16 protein-coding genes are annotated in these 18,616 nt (G+C 72.7%); 4 read left to right on the top strand and 12 right to left on the bottom strand.

Features of this window, described 5'->3' with window-relative positions:
• Positions 1 to 531 precede the first annotated feature (531 nt).
• Entirely contained in the window at positions 532 to 1,605 is a 1,074-nt protein-coding gene (trpS, locus tag ACZ7DE_RS37480) for a tryptophan--tRNA ligase (protein ID WP_470768865.1), read from the top strand.
• Here trpS and ACZ7DE_RS37475 read toward each other — a convergent pair.
• Entirely contained in the window at positions 1,497 to 2,540 is a 1,044-nt protein-coding gene (locus ACZ7DE_RS37475; protein WP_470768864.1) for a GlxA family transcriptional regulator, read from the bottom strand. The two genes, trpS and ACZ7DE_RS37475, sit on opposite strands and share 109 nt — an antisense overlap.
• A gap of 75 nt (positions 2,541 to 2,615) precedes the next feature.
• Between ACZ7DE_RS37475 and ACZ7DE_RS37470 the strand changes: the two genes are divergently transcribed.
• Positions 2,616 to 3,203: a cysteine hydrolase family protein gene (locus ACZ7DE_RS37470; protein ID WP_470768863.1), complete on the top strand. Its 588-nt coding sequence runs from the start codon at positions 2,616 to 2,618 to the stop codon at positions 3,201 to 3,203.
• An 18-nt stretch (positions 3,204 to 3,221) separates the two neighbouring features.
• Here ACZ7DE_RS37470 and proC read toward each other — a convergent pair whose 3' ends face one another.
• The 6 genes from proC to ACZ7DE_RS37440 all read right to left on the bottom strand — a co-directional run bounded on the left by proC (position 3,222) and on the right by ACZ7DE_RS37440 (position 8,695).
• Positions 3,222 to 4,034, bottom strand: coding sequence for a pyrroline-5-carboxylate reductase (proC, locus tag ACZ7DE_RS37465; RefSeq protein WP_470768862.1), 813 nt, complete (start codon positions 4,032 to 4,034; stop codon positions 3,222 to 3,224).
• 137 nt (positions 4,035 to 4,171) lie between these two features.
• Positions 4,172 to 4,951, bottom strand: coding sequence for an ABC transporter permease (locus tag ACZ7DE_RS37460; protein ID WP_470768861.1), 780 nt, complete (start codon positions 4,949 to 4,951; stop codon positions 4,172 to 4,174).
• Positions 4,948 to 5,805, bottom strand: coding sequence for an ABC transporter ATP-binding protein (locus ACZ7DE_RS37455; RefSeq protein ID WP_470768860.1), 858 nt, complete (start codon positions 5,803 to 5,805; stop codon positions 4,948 to 4,950). Before ACZ7DE_RS37455 ends, ACZ7DE_RS37460 begins: the two co-directional genes overlap by 4 nt.
• Positions 5,806 to 6,350: 545 nt before the next feature.
• Positions 6,351 to 7,115 carry a class I SAM-dependent methyltransferase gene (locus ACZ7DE_RS37450; protein ID WP_470768859.1) on the bottom strand — a complete coding sequence of 255 codons (765 nt, stop codon included), beginning with the start codon at positions 7,113 to 7,115 and terminating at the stop codon, positions 6,351 to 6,353.
• Between the two features lie 602 nt (positions 7,116 to 7,717).
• Positions 7,718 to 8,272 carry an EamA/RhaT family transporter gene (locus ACZ7DE_RS37445; protein ID WP_470768858.1) on the bottom strand — a complete coding sequence of 185 codons (555 nt, stop codon included), beginning with the start codon at positions 8,270 to 8,272 and terminating at the stop codon, positions 7,718 to 7,720.
• 108 nt (positions 8,273 to 8,380) lie between these two features.
• Complete coding sequence (locus ACZ7DE_RS37440; RefSeq protein ID WP_470768857.1) at positions 8,381 to 8,695, bottom strand: SH3 domain-containing protein; 315 nt, start codon at positions 8,693 to 8,695, stop codon at positions 8,381 to 8,383.
• Positions 8,696 to 8,877: 182 nt separating this feature from the next.
• Between ACZ7DE_RS37440 and ACZ7DE_RS37435 the strand changes: the two genes are divergently transcribed.
• Positions 8,878 to 11,190, top strand: a complete 2,313-nt coding sequence (locus tag ACZ7DE_RS37435) for a protein kinase domain-containing protein (RefSeq protein WP_470768856.1) — start codon at positions 8,878 to 8,880, stop codon at positions 11,188 to 11,190.
• Between the two features lie 56 nt (positions 11,191 to 11,246).
• Here ACZ7DE_RS37435 and ilvD read toward each other — a convergent pair whose 3' ends face one another.
• The 4 genes from ilvD to ACZ7DE_RS37415 form a co-directional block, all read right to left on the bottom strand.
• On the bottom strand, positions 11,247 to 13,100 hold the full coding sequence (ilvD, locus tag ACZ7DE_RS37430) for a dihydroxy-acid dehydratase (protein WP_470768855.1): 1,854 nt from the start codon (positions 13,098 to 13,100) through the stop codon (positions 11,247 to 11,249).
• A 111-nt stretch (positions 13,101 to 13,211) separates the two neighbouring features.
• Positions 13,212 to 13,817, bottom strand: a complete 606-nt coding sequence (locus ACZ7DE_RS37425) for a TetR/AcrR family transcriptional regulator (protein WP_470768854.1) — start codon at positions 13,815 to 13,817, stop codon at positions 13,212 to 13,214.
• The gene (locus tag ACZ7DE_RS37420) at positions 13,814 to 14,695 is read right to left on the bottom strand and encodes a sugar phosphate isomerase/epimerase family protein (RefSeq protein WP_470768853.1); all 882 of its coding nucleotides are present in this window, start codon (positions 14,693 to 14,695) and stop codon (positions 13,814 to 13,816) included. The genes ACZ7DE_RS37425 and ACZ7DE_RS37420 overlap by 4 nt, the downstream gene beginning before the upstream one ends.
• A 129-nt stretch (positions 14,696 to 14,824) precedes the next feature.
• A complete protein-coding gene (locus ACZ7DE_RS37415; RefSeq protein WP_470768852.1) occupies positions 14,825 to 15,757 on the bottom strand; it encodes a Ppx/GppA family phosphatase in 933 nt (310 codons plus the stop codon).
• 72 nt (positions 15,758 to 15,829) lie between these two features.
• On the opposite strand from ACZ7DE_RS37415, the gene ACZ7DE_RS37410 reads away from it, so the two are divergent.
• Complete coding sequence (locus ACZ7DE_RS37410; protein ID WP_470768851.1) at positions 15,830 to 16,693, top strand: DUF3109 family protein; 864 nt, start codon at positions 15,830 to 15,832, stop codon at positions 16,691 to 16,693.
• A 60-nt stretch (positions 16,694 to 16,753) separates the two neighbouring features.
• Here ACZ7DE_RS37410 and ACZ7DE_RS37405 read toward each other — a convergent pair whose 3' ends face one another.
• Positions 16,754 to 18,598, bottom strand: coding sequence for a BACON domain-containing protein (locus ACZ7DE_RS37405; protein ID WP_470768850.1), 1,845 nt, complete (start codon positions 18,596 to 18,598; stop codon positions 16,754 to 16,756).
• Between the last annotated feature and the right edge of the window lie 18 nt (positions 18,599 to 18,616).

Genomic DNA, 18,616 nt, shown 5'->3' with positions numbered 1-18,616 from the left:
TTTCCCTTTCCGGCGGTTCCGACTCTATCAGATCCTTTCGGGCCTGATTCCCAGTCAGAGGGGGTTGTCCTCGCGGCCGTTGGGCCGTTCCGACGAGTGAGACTTTAGCGGATTCCCGGCCCCCGAAGCCAATCGGGGTCCTGCGTCCTTTCGAACACGGATTCCTCATTTCGCGAATACGCACGCCATTCGACGCGACGGCAGACGGAACGACTGCACGTCGAGAAGTGGTTGGTACCTGCGGAATGGCTGTCCGGGGACCGACCGGAGTCGGCGCTCACGTCGGACAACTCGGAGAACACTACGTATGCGGTCGGGGTGTGTCAACTCATGCCCTGACGGCACTCCTGAGGCGTACTCTGGCGGACATGACTACGCGTACGTGCACCCAGCTGTGGTGGGCCGCCTGACGGCGGCCGTGCTCACGTATGCACTCAACGGCCGCCGCTTCGGCGGCCGTTCTCGTTTCTCCCTCCAGAGTCACAGGGGGTCGGCCGGCCGGGGCGGCGGTCTCGACCAGGAGGTGGAGAGATGAAGCGCGTCTTCAGCGGGATCAAGCCGACCGGGCACCTGACGCTGGGGAACTACCTGGGAGCGCTGCGGCAGTGGGCTGCGGTGGACCAGCATCAGGCGGACTCCCTGTTCTGCGTCGTGGATCTGCACGCACTGACCGTGGAGCACGATCCGGCGCGGGTGCGCCGGCTGAGTCGTCAGGCGGCGACGCTGTTGCTGGCGGCGGGACTGGATCCCCGGTTGTGCACCGTGTTCGTACAGAGTCATGTGGACGAGCACGCGCGGTTGTCGTATCTGCTGGAGTGCGTGGCCACGGACGGCGAGATGCGGCGGATGATCCAGTACAGGGAGAAGGCCGGACGGGAACGGGCGCGCGGGGGCAGCGTACGGCTGTCGTTGCTGACGTATCCCGTGCTGATGGCGGCCGACATCCTGGCCTACGCGACCGACGAGGTGCCGGTCGGCGACGACCAGGCGCAGCACGTGGAACTGGCGCGGGATCTCGCGGTGCGGTTCAACCAGCGGTACGGGCACACCTTCGTGGTGCCGAAGGCGACGCTTCCGGCGGTGGCGGCGCGGGTGATGAACCTGCAGGAGCCGGCGTCGAAGATGGGCAAGAGCGACGACTTCGGGCCGGGGATCGTCTATCTGCTGGACGAGCCCGACGTGGTGCGCAAGAAGGTCATGCGGGCCGTCACCGACAGTGGGCGCGAGGTCGTGTACGACAGGGCGGGGCGGCCCGGGGTCGCCAATCTCCTGGAGATCCTCGCCGCGTGTACGGGTGGGGATCCGGAGGCGCTGAGCGGTGGGTACACGTCGTACGGGGATCTGAAGAAGGACACGGCCGACGCCGTGGTGGAGGTGTTGAGGCCGCTGCGGGCCCGGCACAAGGAGCTGTGCGCCGACCCGGTGTACGTGGAGACGGTGCTGCGGGACGGGGCCGAGAAGGCCCGGGCCATGGCCAGGCCGGTCGTGGACAGCGCCTACCGCGCGATCGGGCTGCTTCCGCCGCCGGCGGAGTCGGGGGCGGCGTCCGGGACTGAGTCCGGGCGGGGGTCCGGGGCGGAGGTGGAGCTGAACGCGGCTCGGTAGGCGCGCGGGCTGGTGGCGAGGCGCGACGCGAAGTGCTGGCGCATCGTGACCTCGCTGCCGAAGCCGGCGCGGCGGGCGACCTCCGGCATGGGGAGGTCGGTGCGCTCGAGGAGTTTCTGGGCCGCGGCGATGCGCTGGTCGAGGAGCCAGCGCAGCGGGGTGGCGCCCGTCGCCGCGGTGAAGTGGCGGGCGAAGCTGCGCGGGGACATGCCCGCGTGCGCGGCCAGGCCGGCGACGGTGAGCGGTTCGTGCAGGTGGCGCAGGGCGTGTTCGCGTACGGCGGCCAGGGTGTCGGCGTCCCGGTCCGCGCGGGGGGTGGGGTGTTCGATGAACTGGGCCTGGGTGCCGGTGCGGAAGGGCGCGGTGACCATCGAGCGGGCGATGGTGGCGGCCGTCTCCGCGCCGTGGGAGCGGCGGACCAGGTGGAGGCAGAGGTCGATGCCGGCTGCCGTGCCGGCGGCGGTCCAGATGTTGTCGTCCTCGATGAAGAGGGCGTCGGGGACGACGGTGACCTGCGGGTGGTGGGTGCGCAGGAGGTCGACGAGGTTCCAGTGGGTGATGGCCCGGCGGCCGTCGAGGAGGCCGGCCTGGGCCAGGGTGAAGGCTCCCCCGCAGAGGGCGGCGAGGGTGGTGCCGCGGGCGTGGGCGCGGCGCAGGGCGTCCAGGACGGGGGCGGGTGCGGGCGTGAGGTGGTCGTCCAGGCCGGGGACCAGGACGAGGTCGGCTCGGGCGAGCCAGGCGAGGGTGCGGTCGGGGAGGAGTGCCAGGCCGCCGCGCATCGGGACGGGCGTGCTGTCGGCGGCGACTCGGCGCAGGTCGAAGGCGGGGACGCCGCGGTCGGTCCGGTCGGCCCCCCAGACCTCGGTGATGACGGAGACGTCGAAGGCGCGGATGCCGGGGAAGGCGACGAGGGCGACCCGGTAGGCGGACTTCATGGGTGGCAGTAAACCATCGATCGATGGCTTTGCGGACTCTGGGGAGTGGGCCGGCCCGGCGGCAGGATCGTGGGCATGGACATCGCAGAGAACGCAGCGCTGGTGGTCGTCGACGTGCAGAAGGGCTTCGAGGAGCTGGACTACTGGGGGGCGCGGAACAATCCCGGGGCCGATGACAACATCGCCGCCCTCGTCGACGTGTGGCAGGGGACGGGGCGGCCGGTCGTGTTCGTGCGGCACGACTCATCGGGGCCTCGGTCGCCGTTGCGGCCGGGGTACGTGGGCAACGAGTTCAAGGAGTACGTGCAGGAGCGCAGGGGGAAGGGAGCCGGGGCCGAGCTGTTCGTGACGAAGACCGTCAACTCGGCCTTCCTGGGGACGCCGGATCTGGGTGCCTGGCTCACCGGTCAGGGGATCTCGCAGATCGTGGTGGCCGGGATCCAGACGAACATGTGCGCCGAGACGACGGCGCGGATGGGTGGGAACCTCGGGTACGACGTGCTGTTCGCGTACGACGCGACGTACACGTTCGATCTGGAGGGGCCGTTCGGATGGCGGCGTTCCGCGGACGAGATCGCGCAGGCCTCGGCGGTCTCGCTGCACGGGGGCGGGTTCGCGCGGGTGGTGACGACGAAGGAGATCGTGGGGGCGGCCGGCGGCTGAACCGCCCCTTCGGGGACGTCAGTCCTTCTTGCCGGCGGCCAGCTCGCGGCTGCGGTCGCGGGCCGCCTCGAGTGCGGCGATGAGGGCGGCCCTGACCCCGTGGTTCTCGAGTTCGCGGATGGCGTTGATGGTCGTGCCCGCGGGGGACGTGACGTTCTCGCGGAGCTTGACCGGGTGTTCGCCGCTGTCGCGGAGCATCGTGGCGGCCCCGATCGCGGACTGGACGATCAGGTCGTGGGCCTTGTCGCGGGGCAGGCCGAGCAGGATGCCGGCGTCCGTCATGGCTTCGACCAGGTAGAAGAAGTACGCCGGGCCGGAGCCGGAGAGGGCGGTGCAGGCGTCCTGCTGGGACTCGGGGACGCGGAGCGTCTTGCCGACGGAGCCGAAGATCTCCTCGGTGTGGGCGAGGTGGTCGGCGGTGGCGTGGGTCCCGGCGGAGATGACGGACATGGCCTCGTCGACGAGGGCGGGGGTGTTCGTCATGACGCGGACGACCGGGGTGCCGGCGGCGAGGCGCTCCTCGATGGAGGCGGTGGTGATGCCGGCCGCGCCGCTGATGACCAGACGGTCGGCGGGGACGTGCGGGGCGAGTTCGTCGAGGAGTGCCCCCATGTCCTGCGGCTTGACCGTGAGGATCAGGGTGTCGGCGGTCTTCGCGGCCTCGGCGTTGGTGACCGGGGCGACTCCGTAGCGGGTGCGGAGTTCCTCGGCCCGCTCGGGGCGGCGGGCGGTGACGAGGAGGTCGGCCGGGGGCCAGCCGCCTCGGATCATGCCGCTGAGGAGGGCTTCGCCGATCTTGCCGGTGCCGAGGACTGCGACTTTCTGCGTCATGGCTGGGGGGTCCTCCGGAGGGTGTGCGTCGTCCGTCGTCCGAGGCTCATCCTCGCATCGGGGGGTGGGGGCCGGTGCGGGTGTCCGGTGGGCGGACGTCCGGTCTCGCCCCCCGACGGGCCGGCGGACGGATGGGGTCACGCGGTCCTGCGTCGCAGTGTCGCCGCCCCCAGGCCGAGTACGAGCAGGGCGCAGCCCGCCACGATCAGGACGTCCCGGACGAAGGTCGCCGTCATGTCCGTGTGCTTGAGGACCTCGTTCATGCCGTCGACGGCGTAGGACATGGGCAGGACGTCGGACACGGCTTCCAGGGCGGGGTGCATGGTGTCGCGGGAGGCGAAGAGGCCGCAGAGCAGGAGCTGGGGGAAGATCACCGCCGGCATGAACTGCACCGCCTGGAACTCCGAGGCCGCGAAGGCGGAGACGAAGAGGCCGAGAGCCGTGCCGAGCAGCGCGTCGAGCAGGGCCACCAGGAGGAGGAGCCAGGGGCTGCCCGTGACGTCGAGGTCGAGGAACCAGACGGCCAGGGCTGTGGCCAGGGCCGACTGGATGATCGCGAGGGCTCCGAAGGCGAGGGCGTAGCCGGCGATCAGGTCGCCTTTGCCGAGGGGCAGGGCGAGGAGGCGTTCGAGGGTGCCCGAGGTGCGTTCGCGCAGGGTGGCGATGGAGGTCACCAGGAACATCGTGATCAGGGGGAAGATCCCGAGCAGGGACGCGCCGATGCTGTCGAAGGTGCGGGGGCTGCCGTCGAACACGAAGCGGAGCAGGAACAGCATCAGGCAGGGGATCAGGACCATCAGCGCGATCGTGCGGGGGTCGTGACGCAGTTGACGCAGGACGCGGGCCGCGGTGGCGGTGGTGCGGGAGACGTTCAGCGCGCCGGTGGGGATCGAGGCGGGGGGTGTCTGCGTGGTCATCGGGTGCTCTCCTTCGTTCGGGCCGCCTCCGTGGCGGCGTCCACCAGGTGCAGGAAGGCCGCCTCGACCGTGTCCGTGCCGGTGCGGGTGCGCAGGGCGTCGGGGGTGGCGTCGGCGAGGATCTCGCCGTCGCGCATGAGGAGGAGGCGGTGGCAGCGCTCGGCCTCGTCCATGACGTGGGAGGAGATCAGGAGGGTCGCGCCGCGGGTCTTGGCGATGTCGTGGAAGAGGTTCCACAGGTCGCGGCGCAGGACCGGGTCCAGGCCGACGGTGGGTTCGTCGAGGACGAGGAGTTCCGGTGTGCCGAGGAGGGCCACGGCCAGTGAGACGCGGTTGCGCTGGCCGCCGGAGAGGTTGCCGGCCAGGGCGTCCGCGTGGGTGGTCAGGTCGACGTCGGCGATCGCGCGGGTGACGTTCTCCGCGCGCCGGTCCGCCGCCGCCCGGCCGGGGTCGAGAATCGCGGCGAAGTAGTCCAGGTTCTGGCGGATCGTCAGGTCGTCGTAGACGGAAGGGGCCTGGGTGACGTAGCCGATGCGGGTGCGGAGTGTGGGGTGACCGGCGGGGCGGCCGAGGACGTCGAGGGTGCCGGTGACCTTTGCCTGGGTGCCGACGACGGAGCGCATGAGGGTCGACTTGCCGCAGCCGGAGGGGCCCAGGAGGCCGGTGATCTGACCGCGGGGGACGGCGAAGTCGAGGCCGCGCAGGACGGTGCGGGGGCCGCGGACCACGGTCAGGTTCTCGGCCCGTACGGCGGGCGCGGCTGCTTCGCCGAGGTCGGTCCGGCGCGGGCTCTGCGACTCGGTGCGCGTCGCTTCCTGGTCGGGTGGACGGGAGCCGGGCTTAAAATTCATCATGCGATGAATAATGCTCGCGGTGAGGGGAGGCGTCAAGTGGGGTGGGGGCGGAGGTGAGTCGGGAGCCGGTGCTGTGGGGCTTGGGTTGGGGGCTGCTCGGGTCGAGGGGGTGACGCGGTGCCGGGGGGCGGCTTGGTGCGGTGCTGTTCCGGCGGGGCTTGATGCGGCGCGGCTCGGCCGGGATCGAAGCGGTGGGGTCCCGGTGCGGGGCCGTCATGCACGGGACGCGCTGGACGGCGGGCGGCAGGCGGCAGGCGGCAGGCGGCAGGCGGCAGGCGGTGCTCGACGTCGGGCGGGGCTGTGCCCGCAAGGGGAGCGTCCGCGGCGACGGGACCTGGCTCGGCTTGCCCGCCGGGGCGGTGGAAGCCGGGGCGTTGGTGCAGCCGAAGCGGTGGTGCAGCAGGGGCGTGGCGGAGCCGGGCGGTGGTGCAGCCGGGGCGTGGTGCAGCCCAGGGTGGAGACGGGGGTGGTGTCAGTGGGGGGTGCCACGATGGTGGGGACGAGGCGTGCGCGGCGGCCCTGGAGGGGTGGGCCGCCGCGCGCAGTCAGCGCTTGGTCGCGAGCAGCAGGACCACGTCGTAGACCTCGTCGACGAGTCCGTCGGGGAAGGCCCGCATCAGGTGCGCGCGTTCCTCGGCGAGGAAGGCTGCGGCCGTCTCCTCGCCGTGGACCAGGAAGATCGAGTGGCTGCCGATGTTGGCCAGGTGAGTGTCGACGGGCACCCGGCGGTTCCAGCGGACCTCGCGTCGGACCAGGTCGAGGCGGCCGGACGGGTCGACGACACGGGGGTCCACGTTCCTGTTGGCGGCGGGGACGTCTTCGCCGAAGTGCCTTGCGATGCGCCGGGCGGCCTCGGCGCGCCAGGGCACGTCCAGGGCGTCGGTGTTCCACCACAACGCCAGCGCGCCGTCCGGCCGCAGCACGCGCAGGGCCTCCGGGACCGCGCGGACCGGGTCGGTCCAGTGCCAGGACTGGGCGTAGGTGAGGAAGTCGAGTGATGCGTCGGCCAGCGGGAGGTGGTTGCCGTCGCCTCGGACGATCGGCACCTCGGGAAGGACGCTGCGGAACTGAGCGGCCATGCCCTCCCCCGGTTCGACGGCGATGACGTCAGCGCCGCGAGCGTGCAGGAGAGCGGTCGAGATGCCGGTGCCGGCCCCGATGTCCGCGACCCGCGCGCCGGCGAGGGGGCAGCCGGCGAGCTCCTCGATCGTGTCGAGGAGGGCGGTCGGGTAGGAGGGGCGGTTGGCGGCGTACTGCGCGGCGGCGGAGTTGAAGGAGTGGGCCCGGGCGGTGTGGGAGGAGACCGTCATGGGGCCATGGTCGCCGGGGGCCATGAGGAGGGGAACGGGTTTTCGGGCCTGCGAATTCACGGGGGTGGCGGGCCGCCGGGGAGACGGGTGCCGGGTACTGGCACCGGCTGGCGGGTTCCCGAGGGCGTCGGCTTCCGCGTTGGGGGGCGAGGCCGCCGAGTTACCGGGGTTGAGACGCCAGTCCCCCGAGGTCGTCGAGCCTTGGGGGTTGGGGTGCTCGTTCCCGAGGGGCTTGGGTTTTCCGGGAGGGGACGGTCGTCGGACCGGCCAGAGAAATGCGGGCCGGCGGCGCTGATCGGAGCCCGGGAGGCCGGAATCCGCCGGTCCCGGAAGGGACCGGACGGACGAGGTACTGGCCCGGAAAGGCGGGAACCGGACGGGCCCGGCTCCTTCACCCGGAGGCGGGAACCGGAGGAGCCGGGGACCCGGCGCGGAAAACGGAAACCGGAGAGCCGGGGCCCTCGCCCAGAATGCGGGGACCGGAGCAGCGCGGCCACGGCCCGGAAGGCCCGGACCGGACGAGCGAGGCCACGGCCCGGAAGGCCCGGACCGGACGAGCGCGGCCACGGCCCGGAAGGCATGGACCGAAGGCTCGCGTTGGGTCAGGGGCGGCGGGGTTTTTTCGACGGGTTGCCCGTGCGGCGGGTTGAGCGGCGTTCGTGACGGCGGCGAGCCGTCTCGTACTCCTCGCGGTGGAGCCTCTCGCCGGGCGCCTCGGTGAAGGTGCGGAAGAAGTAGGCGAGCAGCGAGCCGACGAAGCCGATGGCCAGCAGGCCGCGCAGGGAGGCCTGGCGGTCGGGGTCGGGGCGCTTGGCGAAGGCGTCCCAGGTGTGGCGGAAGGCGAGGGCGCTGCAGACCGCGAACATCACGACGACCATGAGCGTGACGAAGCCGCCGAGGTCGGCGATGGCGATGCCCTCGTAGGCGAAGCGCAGGACGAGGCAGGAGACGACGACGGCGACCAGGGAGCCGATGGCCGCGGCGACGCGGCGGGCCGCATAGCCCCGGTGGCCGGGGTCGTGGTTCACCCAGGTGGTGCCGAAGAAGCGCAGGGGCTCCGGGCGCGGGCCGGCGTCGGCGGGGCTTCCCGCCGCCTGGCCGCTGCGGGTGCTCCGGGAACCCGCCGAAGTGTCCGGGGTGCCGTTTTCGTCGCTCACGGGACGATTATGGCTCCGGACGCGGACCGGCTCCCCGGCGGCCTCCCCCGAGGCCGCCGGGAGCCGCTTCGAGCAGCCCGGGGCGTGCTGCCGCCCCGGGCTGTTCGATCAGGAGCAGCGCGGGGCGACGTAGCCGTCGCTGCCCGTCCTCACATACGCGTCCGAGACGAACTGGCCGTCGGCGATGCTGTCCCAGATGTTGGTCGTGCCGTACGGGCCGGAGACCGTGGTGCCCGGGCACTGGCAGACGATCGGGACCTTCGTGCCCTCGGGCAGGGCCCGGACGACCGAATATCCCGTGCCGGGACCGCTGCGCACGTTCAGCCGGACCCCCGGCGCGACCGGGTAATAGGTGAGGGCCGCCGTCGTGACGGCCTCCGCCACGCCGCCGCTCCCGACCTCTTCCACACGCTCGACAGACATGAAAAAACCTCCCCCGTCGGACCCCATGACTGCCATGGGGTCCCGTTGATTCCCCCGAAACCCACAATGAAACACACGTACAGGATTCGCACACGGAGGCTAGCAAGCCGCCTCTGTCCTGCTCGAGTCATCGACTAGGCTCCGTGCGTCGCGCGCGCGGTTGAACAGCACGGGGGTGGTCCATGTCGCCACAGCGCAACACCGGGGCGGGCGCGGAAGCGGAACTTCCGGAGTACGCCGGTCACTACCGCCTGGAAGACCGTCTGGGCTCCGGTGGCATGGGCGTGGTGCATCTGGCCCGCAGCACCTCCGGGATGAAGGTCGCGGTGAAGGTCGTCCACGCCCAGTTCGCGCGGGATCCCGAGTTCAGGGGCCGTTTCCGGCAGGAGGTGGCGGCCGCCCGGCGGGTGAGCGGGGCGTTCACCGCACCCGTCGTCGACGCCGATCCGGAGGCCGAGCGGCCTTGGATGGCCACGCTGTTCATTCCCGGCTCGACGCTCGCCGAGCAGGTGAAGCGGAACGGCCCCATGAGGTCCGGGGAGTTGCGGCGGCTGATGGCCGGGCTCGCCGAGGCGCTGCGGGACATCCACCGGGTGGGGGTCGTCCACCGGGATCTGAAGCCGAGCAACGTGCTGCTCGCCGAGGACGGTCCGAAGGTGATCGACTTCGGCATCTCCCGCCCGAAGGACAGTGAACTGCGCACCGAGACCGGCAAGTTGATCGGCACGCCGCCGTTCATGGCTCCGGAGCAGTTCCGTCGCCCCCGGGAGGTCGGGCCGGCCGCCGACGTGTTCGCGCTCGGGTCGGTGATGGTGCACGCGGCGACGGGCCGTGGGCCGTTCGACTCCGACAGCCCCTATGTCGTCGCCTACCAGGTCGTGCACGACGAACCGGATCTGGCCGGCGTGCCGGAGAGCCTCGCGTCGCTGGTGTCGCGCTGCCTCGCCAAGGAGCCCGAGGACCGGCCCACGCCGGACGAGTTGATGCGGGAACTGCGGTCGGTGGCGGCCTCGTACGACACGCAGACGTTCATACCGTCGCAGCGGACGCTCGGGGAGAACCAGACCGAGCCCCACCCGCGGGCCCGCACCGGGACCGGTCCCGGGACCTGGACGGGTATCGGGACCGAGGTCGACTCGGCGGGCCCGGCGGCCTTGGCAGACCGGGCGGACCTCCTGGACCCGGCGAAGCCGTCGGCACCGGAGTCCCAGCGGGAGTTCGAGGCCGTGCCGGGGCCGGACGCCGGGCACGGCCGGGACGCGGGCGCGCGGGCCGGGCTCGGGCGCTGGGGCCGGGGCCGGTCGGCCGCCCTCGCGGCCGGGGCGCTGGTCGTCGTCCTCGCGGGCGGCGCGCTCGGCGCCACGCGGCTGCTCGGCGACGGCGACGCCGGACGCGACGCGCGGGGCGCCACGGGCGGCTCGCACTCCGCGTCGCCCGCCTTCGGCCCCTGGAGCACCCGGCCGACGCAGGGCAGTACCGGAGCGGGCGCCGACGCGGGCGGTATGCCGCAGTGCGTGTACGGCGCGGAGCGGTTGCTCTGCGTGCAGCCGGGGCTGGTGTCCGCGCTGGACGCGGCCGGCGGGCGGGTGCTGTGGCGGCACCCCCTCGCCGACGGCGACCGGCCGAGCGAGGCGCCCGTGCTGGCGGGCGGTCTGGCGCTGGTGGTCACGCACTCGGGCAGGCGCATCGAGGCGCTGGACCCGGCGTCGGGGGCCATGCGCTGGCAGCGGGACCTGTCGGCGTACCAGAGTCATCGCGCCGTCGGCGGCCACCTGTTGCTGACCGCGGCCGACGCCACGGTGACCGGTGTGGACGCGGCGACGGGCAGGGCGGTCTGGAGCAGGCGGATCCCGGAGCTGAGCGAGCCGTACTTCATGTCGTTCCCCCGGGATCCGCTGGCGTACGCGTCGAGCACGTCGGCCGACGGGCGCACCCGGATCACGGCCGTCGATCCCGTCACCGGGAAGGTGCGATGGGACGAACGCTTCAGCGGCACGTTCAGTCTCGTGGGCACCACCGGCGGCAGCCTCGTCCTGCTGTCCCAGGGGCGCGAGTACGGCACGGTCGACGCCGTGGTCCGCTACCGCCCGGCGGACAAGGTGTCGCTGCGGGTGCGGCTCGACGTCGCGCTCCAGGAGGCGCAGGCCTCCGTGCGGGGCGACCGGGTCTACCTGCTGGCCTTCGACGGGACGCTGGCGGCCGTCGACACGGCCGCGGGAAAGCAGGTGTGGTCGCTGCAGACGGCCGTGAGCCGGGGTTCGGCGCCGGCCGCCGACGCCGAACACGTCTACTTCAGCGCCGCGGACGGCCGTCTCCTGGCCGTGAACGCGCGCAACGGCAGGCTCGTCGGGCAGACCGCGCTGCGGCTCGGCTCCCACTCGGACAGGGTGGTGGCCACGCTGCCCGCACCCGAGGCGGTCGGCGGCCGCGTCTACGCGGGCGCTCCCGACGGAACCGTCTTCGCGGTGGACGGAGAGGATCCGGCGGGCTGGTGAGACGCGCCGAGGGCCGCCCCCGCGGTGCGGAGACGGCCCTCGTGACGGCTCGGGCGTCAGCCCAGCTTCGACACGTCCCGCACCGCGCCCTTGTCGGCGCTCGTCGCCATCGCCGCGTAGGCGCGCAGCGCGGCGGACACCTTGCGCTCGCGGTTCTTCGGGGCGTACACGCCGCCGAGGGCCGCCTCGCGCCGGGCCAGCTCGGCGTCGTCGACGAGGAGCTCGATCGTGCGGTTGGGGATGTCGATGCGGATGCGGTCGCCGTCCTCGACGAGGGCGATGGTGCCGCCGGAGGCCGCCTCGGGGGACGCGTGGCCGATGGACAGGCCCGAGGTGCCTCCGGAGAAGCGGCCGTCGGTGATCAGCGCGCAGGTCTTGCCGAGGCCGCGGCCCTTGAGGAAGGACGTCGGGTAGAGCATCTCCTGCATGCCCGGGCCGCCCTTGGGACCCTCGTAGCGGATGACGACGACGTCGCCGTGCGTCACCTTCTTGTTGAGGATCTTCTCGACGGCCTCCTCCTGCGATTCGCAGACGACGGCCGGACCCTCGAAGGTCCAGATCGACTCGTCGACGCCGGCCGTCTTGACCACGCAGCCGTCCACGGCGAGGTTGCCGCGCAGGACCGCGAGGCCGCCGTCCTTGCTGTAGGCGTGTTCGGCGGAGCGGATGCAGCCGCCCTCGGCGTCCTCGTCCAGCGCCTCCCAGCGCTCGGACTGGGAGAAGGCCTCGGCGGAGCGGACGCAGCCGGGGGCCGCGTGCCAGAGTTCGATCGCCTCGGGCGAGGGGGAGCCGCCGCGCACGTCCCACGTCTTCAGCCAGTCCCCCAGGGACGGGCTGTGGACGGCGTGCACGTCCTCGTTGAGCAGGCCCGCGCGGTGCAGCTCGCCGAGGAGGGCGGGGATGCCGCCGGCGCGGTGCACGTCCTCCATGTAGTACGTCCGGTTCTTCGCGACGTTCGGCGCGACCTTCGCCAGGCAGGGCACGCGGCGCGAGACCTCGTTGATCTCCTCCAGGCCGAACGGGACGCCCGCCTCCTGGGCGGCGGCGAGGAGGTGCAGGATCGTGTTGGTCGAGCCACCCATCGCGATGTCGAGGGCCATCGCGTTCTCGAAGGCCGCGGTGGTGGCGATGTGGCGGGGCAGGACCGTCTCGTCGTCCTGCTCGTAGTAGCGGCGGGTGATGTCCATCACCGTGCGCCCCGCGTTCTCGTACAGCGCCCTGCGGGCCGTGTGGGTGGCCAGGACCGAGCCGTTGCCGGGGAGGGAGAGGCCGATGGCCTCGGTCAGGCAGTTCATCGAGTTGGCGGTGAACATGCCGGAACAGCTGCCGCAGGTCGGACAGGCGTTCTCCTCGATGCGGAGGATGTCCTCGTCCGAGATCTTGTCGTTGACGGCGTCGGAGATCGCGTCGACCAGGTCGAGCGTGCGGACCGTGCCGTCGACCAGCGTGGCGCGGCCGGACTCCATCGGGCCGCCGGAGACGAAGACCGTCGGGATGTTCAGGCGCAGGGCCGCGTTCAGCATGCCCGGGGTGATCTTGTCGCAGTTGGAGATGCAGATCAGGGCGTCGGCGCAGTGGGCCTCGACCATGTACTCGACCGAGTCCGCGATGAGGTCGCGGGAGGGCAGCGAGTAGAGCATTCCGCCGTGGCCCATCGCGATGCCGTCGTCGACGGCGATCGTGTTGAACTCGCGCGGGATGCCGCCGGCCTCCCGGATGGCCTCGCTGACGATCCGGCCGACGGGCTGCAGGTGGGTATGGCCGGGCACGAACTCGGTGAAGCTGTTCGCCACCGCGATGATCGGCTTCCGGCCGATGTCCGCACCGGGTACACCGGAGGCGCGCATAAGGGCGCGGGCGCCCGCCATATTGCGGCCGTGGGTGACTGTGCGGGACCTCAGCTCGGGCATCGTCGCTCGCTCCTTCAGACAGTTGTGGCTCTTATCGAGCGTACGCCGGTCATCCAGGGGGCGGGACGAGGTGTCCGGAATGCGGGATGCGTGTCTCGGCCGGACCGGCTCTCACGGCCCGGTCAGGTGCCCCTGCACGACCGGCGCCACGCGCGCGATGATCTGCTCGAGGTCCGCCGAGGCCAGCGGCTCCACCTTGATCACGTACCGCAGCATCGCGCAGCCCACCAGCTGGGCCGCGGCCAGTTCGGCGCGCAGTTCGGCGTCCGGCAGGTCGAGCTGGGCGGCGATGCGGCGCAGCAGCTGCGTGGCGACCAGGCGGCGGAAGACGGCGGCCGCGGTGTCGTTGTTCACGGCGGAGCGGACGATCGCCAGCAGCGGCTTGCGGGTCGTGGGGTTCTCCCAGACGCCGAAGATGAAGCGGGCGAGCCGCTCGCCGACCTGGTCCAGCGGCCCGTCGGCGACCGCTTCCGGCGCGTTGAGCGCGGGCGCGAAGGCGACCTCGACGGCCGCCTCGAAGACCTGTTCCTTGGTGCCGAAGTAGTGGTGCACCAGCGCCGGGTCCACGCCGGCCGCCTTCGCGATGCCGCGCACGGACGTCTTGTCGTAGCCCCGCTCGGCGAACTCCTCGCGGGCGGCGGTCAGGATGCGGTCGCGGGTGTCGGCCGACTCGGTGCGCGGGGGGCGGCCGCGCCTGCGGGCGGTGACGCCGGTCATCGGCGGGGCGCCTTCGCCGAGGAGGGGGGCGACGACGGGGACGACGAGGGCGAGGAGACCGCGGACGACGACGAGGCCGAGGCGAGGTGGAGACGGGTGAAGGCCAGGGCCTCCGCCAGGTCGGCTTCGCGTTCGGCGCCGGACATCGCGCGCCGGGTGTTGACCTCGATGACGACATGCCCGTCGAAGCCGGTCAGCGCGAGCCGTTCCAGCAGCTCGGCGCAGGGCTGGGAGCCACGGCCGGGGACCAGGTGCTCGTCCTTCGCCGAACCGTTTCCGTCGGCGAGATGGACGTGGCCCAGACGGTCGCCCATGCGGTCGATCATCTGCATCGCGTCGGTGCGGGCCGTCGAGGCGTGGCTCAGGTCGATGGTGAAGTGCCGGTAGTCGTCCTTCGTGACGTCCCAGTCCGGCGCGTACGCGAGCATCTCGCGGTCGCGGTAGCGCCACGGGTACATGTTCTCGACGGCGAAGCGGACGTCCGTCTCGCCCGCCATCCGCCAGATGCCGGTGACGAAGTCCCGCGCGTACTGGCGCTGCCAGCGAAACGGCGGGTGGACGACGACGGTGCTCGCGCCGAGCTTCTCCGCGGCCGCGCGGGCCCGCTGGAGCTTGGTCCACGGGTCGGTCGACCAGACCCGCTGCGTGATGAGCAGGCACGGGGCGTGCACGGCGAGGATCGGGATCCGGTGGTAGTCGCTGAGCCTGCGCAGCGCGTCGATGTCCTGGCTGACGGGGTCGTTCCAGACCATGACCTCGACGCCGTCGTACCCGAGGCGTGCGGCGATCTCGAAGGCCGTCGCCGTCGACTCCGGATAGACCGAGGCAGTCGACAGGGCGACCTTCGCATCCGGGATCCGCACGACTGGCTCTGCCATGGGGGACAGGTTACGGGGTGGGATCGAGTGGGTGCGGGGCACCCGCGCCCCGGGCGCCCGCGCGCAGTTGTGCCGTCACGCCGTCGCGCGGGCCTTTCCGCAGTGCCGCCCCCCGCACTGTCACGTCCGTCACGTAGACACCATGTGATCGAGCTTGCGCAGGATGACACCCTCTCTGAGCGCCCATGGACAGATCTCGACCGATTCGATGCCGAAGAGGTCCATCGCCCCTTCGGCCACGAGGGCGCCGGCGAGGAGCTGGTTGGCGCGACCCTCGGACACGCCCGGAAGCTCCGCCCGCTGCGCCGTCGTCATGCCCGCCAGCCGCGGCACCCAGGCCTCCAGGGACTCGCGCTTGAGCTCGCGCTGGATGTACTGGCCCTCGGTGGAGCGGGCCGCACCGGCTATGCGGGCGAGCTGCTTGAAGGTCTTCGACGTGGCGACGACGTGGTCCGGGGCGCCGAAGCGGGCGAACTCGCCGACCGTGCGGGCGATCTGCGCGCGGACGTGGCGGCGCAGGGCCCGCACGTCCTCCGGGTCGGGGGGATCGCCGGGCAGCCAGCCCGACGTGAGCCGGCCGGCGCCCAGCGGCAGGGACACCGCCGCGTCGGGCTGCTCGTCCATGCCGTACGCGATCTCCAGGGAGCCGCCGCCGATGTCCAGGACCAGCAGCTTTCCCGCCGACCAGCCGAACCAGCGGCGGGCGGCGAGGAAGGTGAGCCGGGCCTCCTCGGCGCCGGAGAGGACCTGGAGCTCGACTCCGGTCTCGGCCTGCACGCGCGCGAGCACGTCGTCGGCGTTGCTGGCCTCGCGCACGGCGGAGGTCGCGAACGGCAGCACGTCCTCGACGCCCTTGTCCTCGGCGGCCTGGAGTGCCTCCTGGACCACGGCGATCAGTTTGTCGACGCCCTCGGGACCTATGGCCCCGTCCCCGTCGAGGAGCTGGGCAAGGCGCAGTTCCGCCTTGTGCGAGTGTGCGGGCAGCGGGCACGCGCCCGGATGTGCGTCCACCACCAGCAGATGCACCGTGTTCGATCCCACGTCGAGGACACCGAGTCTCATGAGGGGAACGCTACTGCCCGCAGTGCCCGGGGCCCGTCCCCGAAGCGGGTCCTGGCGACTTACCCTGGACAAGTGCCAAAGACGAACAAGGCGAAGACCGACAAATCCACCAGCGGTTCTTCGCGGGCGAAGCCGGTGAAGCCGTCGAAGAAGTCGAAGAAGGACCTGGCGGCAGAGGCTGCGGCCGCCGACGAGAAGGGTCTCGACTTCGCACGCGCGTGGGTGGAGTTCCCTGATCCGGCGGACGACGAGCAGATCTTCCGCTGCGATCTGACGTGGCTGACCTCCCGCTGGAACTGCATCTTCGGCAGCGGCTGCCAGGGCATCCAGGCGGGCCGCGCGGACGACGGGTGTTGCTCGCTGGGCGCCCACTTCTCCGACGAGGACGACGAGAAGCGCGTCGCCGAGCATGTGGCGAGGCTCACCCCCGACATCTGGCAGCACCACGACGAGGGCACGCGGGACGGCTGGGTCTCGCAGGACGAGGAGGGCTCCCGCCAGACCCGCCCGTTCAACGGCTCGTGCATCTTCCAGAACCGTCCGGGCTTCGCGGGCGGCGCGGGCTGCTCGCTGCACATCCTGGCCCTGCGCGAGGGCCGCGAGCCGCTGGAGACCAAGCCGGACGTCTGCTGGCAGCTTCCGGTGCGGCGGACGTACGACTGGATCGACCGGCCCGACGACACGCGGGTGCTGCAGGTGTCGATCGGCGAGTACGACCGGCGCGGCTGGGGACCGGGCGGCCACGACCTGCACTGGTGGTGCACGTCGGCGACCTCGGCGCACGGCGCGGGAGACCCGGTGTACGTGTCCTACCGCCCGGAGCTGACCGAGCTGATGGGCAAGGCCGGGTACGAACGCCTGGTCGAACTCTGCGAGGAACGCCTCGCCTCCCAGCTCCCCCTGCTGGCCCCGCACCCGGCGGACCCGGTGGGCTGAGGCCGATCCGGCCGGCTGAGCCGCCGACGGCGGTGCCCCGAACATGACGTCCCGCGCCGGCTACGACGTGGCCGGGCTCGGGGGGTCGTCGTCGGCGGGCGGCGGGGGCGGGCTGTCAGGAGTGGACGGGGACGGGTCCGCGGGAGTGGGCTCGGGGTCCGACGAGGGCGGTGGGGCGGTCGGCGTGGGGTCGGGTGGGGCCGGGTTCGTCGGGGCCGGTTCCGGGCCGGACGACGGGGGCTGGGCTCCCGGGCCGGGGCCGTGGCCCGGGTTCGACGGGCCGGGCGCGGTGCCGTAGCCGTCGATGGAGACGACGGCGCCCGCGGGGGCGATCGCCACGCGCGCGTGCCAGTGTCCGGCGGGTTCGCGGAGAGGATCGACGTACACCTTGACCGTCACCGACTCGCCGGGCTTCAGGGTGCCCGTGGAGCGGCTCAGGTAGAGCCAGTGGGCCGCGGTGGTGGCCGACCAGCGGATCGGCTTCTCCCCCTCCGGCGACGCCGTGAGGGTGACGAGGGTGGTGTCGCCGCTGTTGGCGGCCGTCACGGAGAGCATGCCGGAGGCGCTGCGGCCGAGTCCGGTGACGCCGATGACCTCCACGGAGACGTCCGGTTCGTAGCCCTTGGGCGCGTCGGCGCCCGGGCGCGTGCTGTTGCCGGCGTTCTCGTAGCCTCCGGCCGTCTCGCCGTCGAGACTGTCGGCCCCGTGGGCCTCGCTGGCGCTGGCCGAGCGGCCGCCGACCCCCTCCCCCGTCGGCGTGCCGCGGTAGGCCGCCCACAGGGCGAGCACGGGCGCGGCGACGACGGTGGCCACGACGGTCGTCGTGACGGCACGCGCGCGCAGGCGCTCCCGGCGGGCGGCGCGGTCCTTGGGGTCCATCGGGAAGCCGCGCCGGTCGTAGCGGGGCACGGCGGCTCCCCGCGCGCGGGTGACGCGGGCCATGGCGACGTGCAGCTGCGCGCGGGGCGCTTCCAGCACGGGCAGCTCGGCGGGGGTGACGCCGGCGCCGGGCCAGCGGCCGGGGACGGCGCGTTCGGCGGCCCGGCGGCAGCGCGGGCAGTCGTCGACGTGGCGGACGAGCTCCTGGCGCAGAGCGGCGCTGAGGACGAGCTGGTTCTCGCCGGTGAGACGGTTCACCCCCGGACAGCCGCCGCTCTCGACGACGGCGAGGGCCGCGCGCGTGCGCTCGACCTCGCAGGCGGCGGAGGCGAGCAGCTCGCGGGCGGCCGCGAGATCCCTGCCGAGGACGGCGGCGACCTCGTGCACGGCCAGGTGGTGGCGTACGGCGAGTTCGAGCGCCTCGCGCTGTTCCGGCGTGGTGCCGGCGGCCTCGGGCCACGCGAGCAGAGCGAGTTCCCGCCGCCGCTGCTGCTGGACCGCGTCGGAGACGGCAGGCGGAGCGACCGAAGCGGACGAGGGAGATGAGAGGGACGACAGGGACGAGGGCGAAGGGGCTGGTGTGAGGGAAGGGGCTGATGAGGAGGAAGAGGAGGAGGGGGACGGGGTGGCCTGCGGGGGCTTCACCGGCTTCCCGGTCGCCTGTCGGTGGGCGCCGTTGCGTCGCGCGGCGTGCGTGCTCTGACGTTTCTGCCTGGCCTCGGTGAGCTTGCGCAGGCAGGCCCAGCGGGCCAGCGCGTACAGCCAGGCCCGGCGGTCGCCCGCGGCGTCCGGCATCCGCTGGCCGCGCCGCTCGGCGAACGCGAGGGCGTCCCCGAGGGCGGCGGTGGCGGCGTCGTGGTCGCACAGGACGGACAGGCAGTAGGTGAACAGGCCGTCCAGGTAGGGCTCGTAGCGCGCGGGCGGCTGCTGCGCGAGCGTGCGCGCCGCAGCGCCGTCGCGCGCCACCCGGTGCGCCCGGTGCGCGCCGGTCGTGCGGGTCGAGGTTTCCGGGCTGCTGCTCATCACCCGTGCGACCGTAGGCGG

This window comes from Streptomyces sp. NPDC037083 (genome assembly GCF_055606485.1).
The sequence above is the reverse complement of the archived record's forward strand: the minus strand, read 5'-3'. Positions and strand labels throughout refer to the sequence as shown.

Coding starts and splice junctions, on each gene's coding strand:
- ACZ7DE_RS37425 (WP_470768854.1), bottom strand. CDS start 13,817: ATGACCGGCGTCACCGCCCGCAGGCGCGGCCGCCCCCCGCGCACCGAG.
- ACZ7DE_RS37435 (WP_470768856.1), top strand. CDS start 8,878: ATGTCGCCACAGCGCAACACCGGGGCGGGCGCGGAAGCGGAACTTCCG.
- ACZ7DE_RS37455 (WP_470768860.1), bottom strand. CDS start 5,805: ATGATGAATTTTAAGCCCGGCTCCCGTCCACCCGACCAGGAAGCGACG.
- trpS (WP_470768865.1), top strand. CDS start 532: ATGAAGCGCGTCTTCAGCGGGATCAAGCCGACCGGGCACCTGACGCTG.
- ACZ7DE_RS37450 (WP_470768859.1), bottom strand. CDS start 7,115: ATGACGGTCTCCTCCCACACCGCCCGGGCCCACTCCTTCAACTCCGCC.
- ilvD (WP_470768855.1), bottom strand. CDS start 13,100: ATGCCCGAGCTGAGGTCCCGCACAGTCACCCACGGCCGCAATATGGCG.
- ACZ7DE_RS37460 (WP_470768861.1), bottom strand. CDS start 4,951: ATGACCACGCAGACACCCCCCGCCTCGATCCCCACCGGCGCGCTGAAC.
- ACZ7DE_RS37415 (WP_470768852.1), bottom strand. CDS start 15,757: ATGAGACTCGGTGTCCTCGACGTGGGATCGAACACGGTGCATCTGCTG.
- ACZ7DE_RS37470 (WP_470768863.1), top strand. CDS start 2,616: ATGGACATCGCAGAGAACGCAGCGCTGGTGGTCGTCGACGTGCAGAAG.
- proC (WP_470768862.1), bottom strand. CDS start 4,034: ATGACGCAGAAAGTCGCAGTCCTCGGCACCGGCAAGATCGGCGAAGCC.
- ACZ7DE_RS37440 (WP_470768857.1), bottom strand. CDS start 8,695: ATGTCTGTCGAGCGTGTGGAAGAGGTCGGGAGCGGCGGCGTGGCGGAG.
- ACZ7DE_RS37420 (WP_470768853.1), bottom strand. CDS start 14,695: ATGGCAGAGCCAGTCGTGCGGATCCCGGATGCGAAGGTCGCCCTGTCG.
- ACZ7DE_RS37475 (WP_470768864.1), bottom strand. CDS start 2,540: ATGAAGTCCGCCTACCGGGTCGCCCTCGTCGCCTTCCCCGGCATCCGC.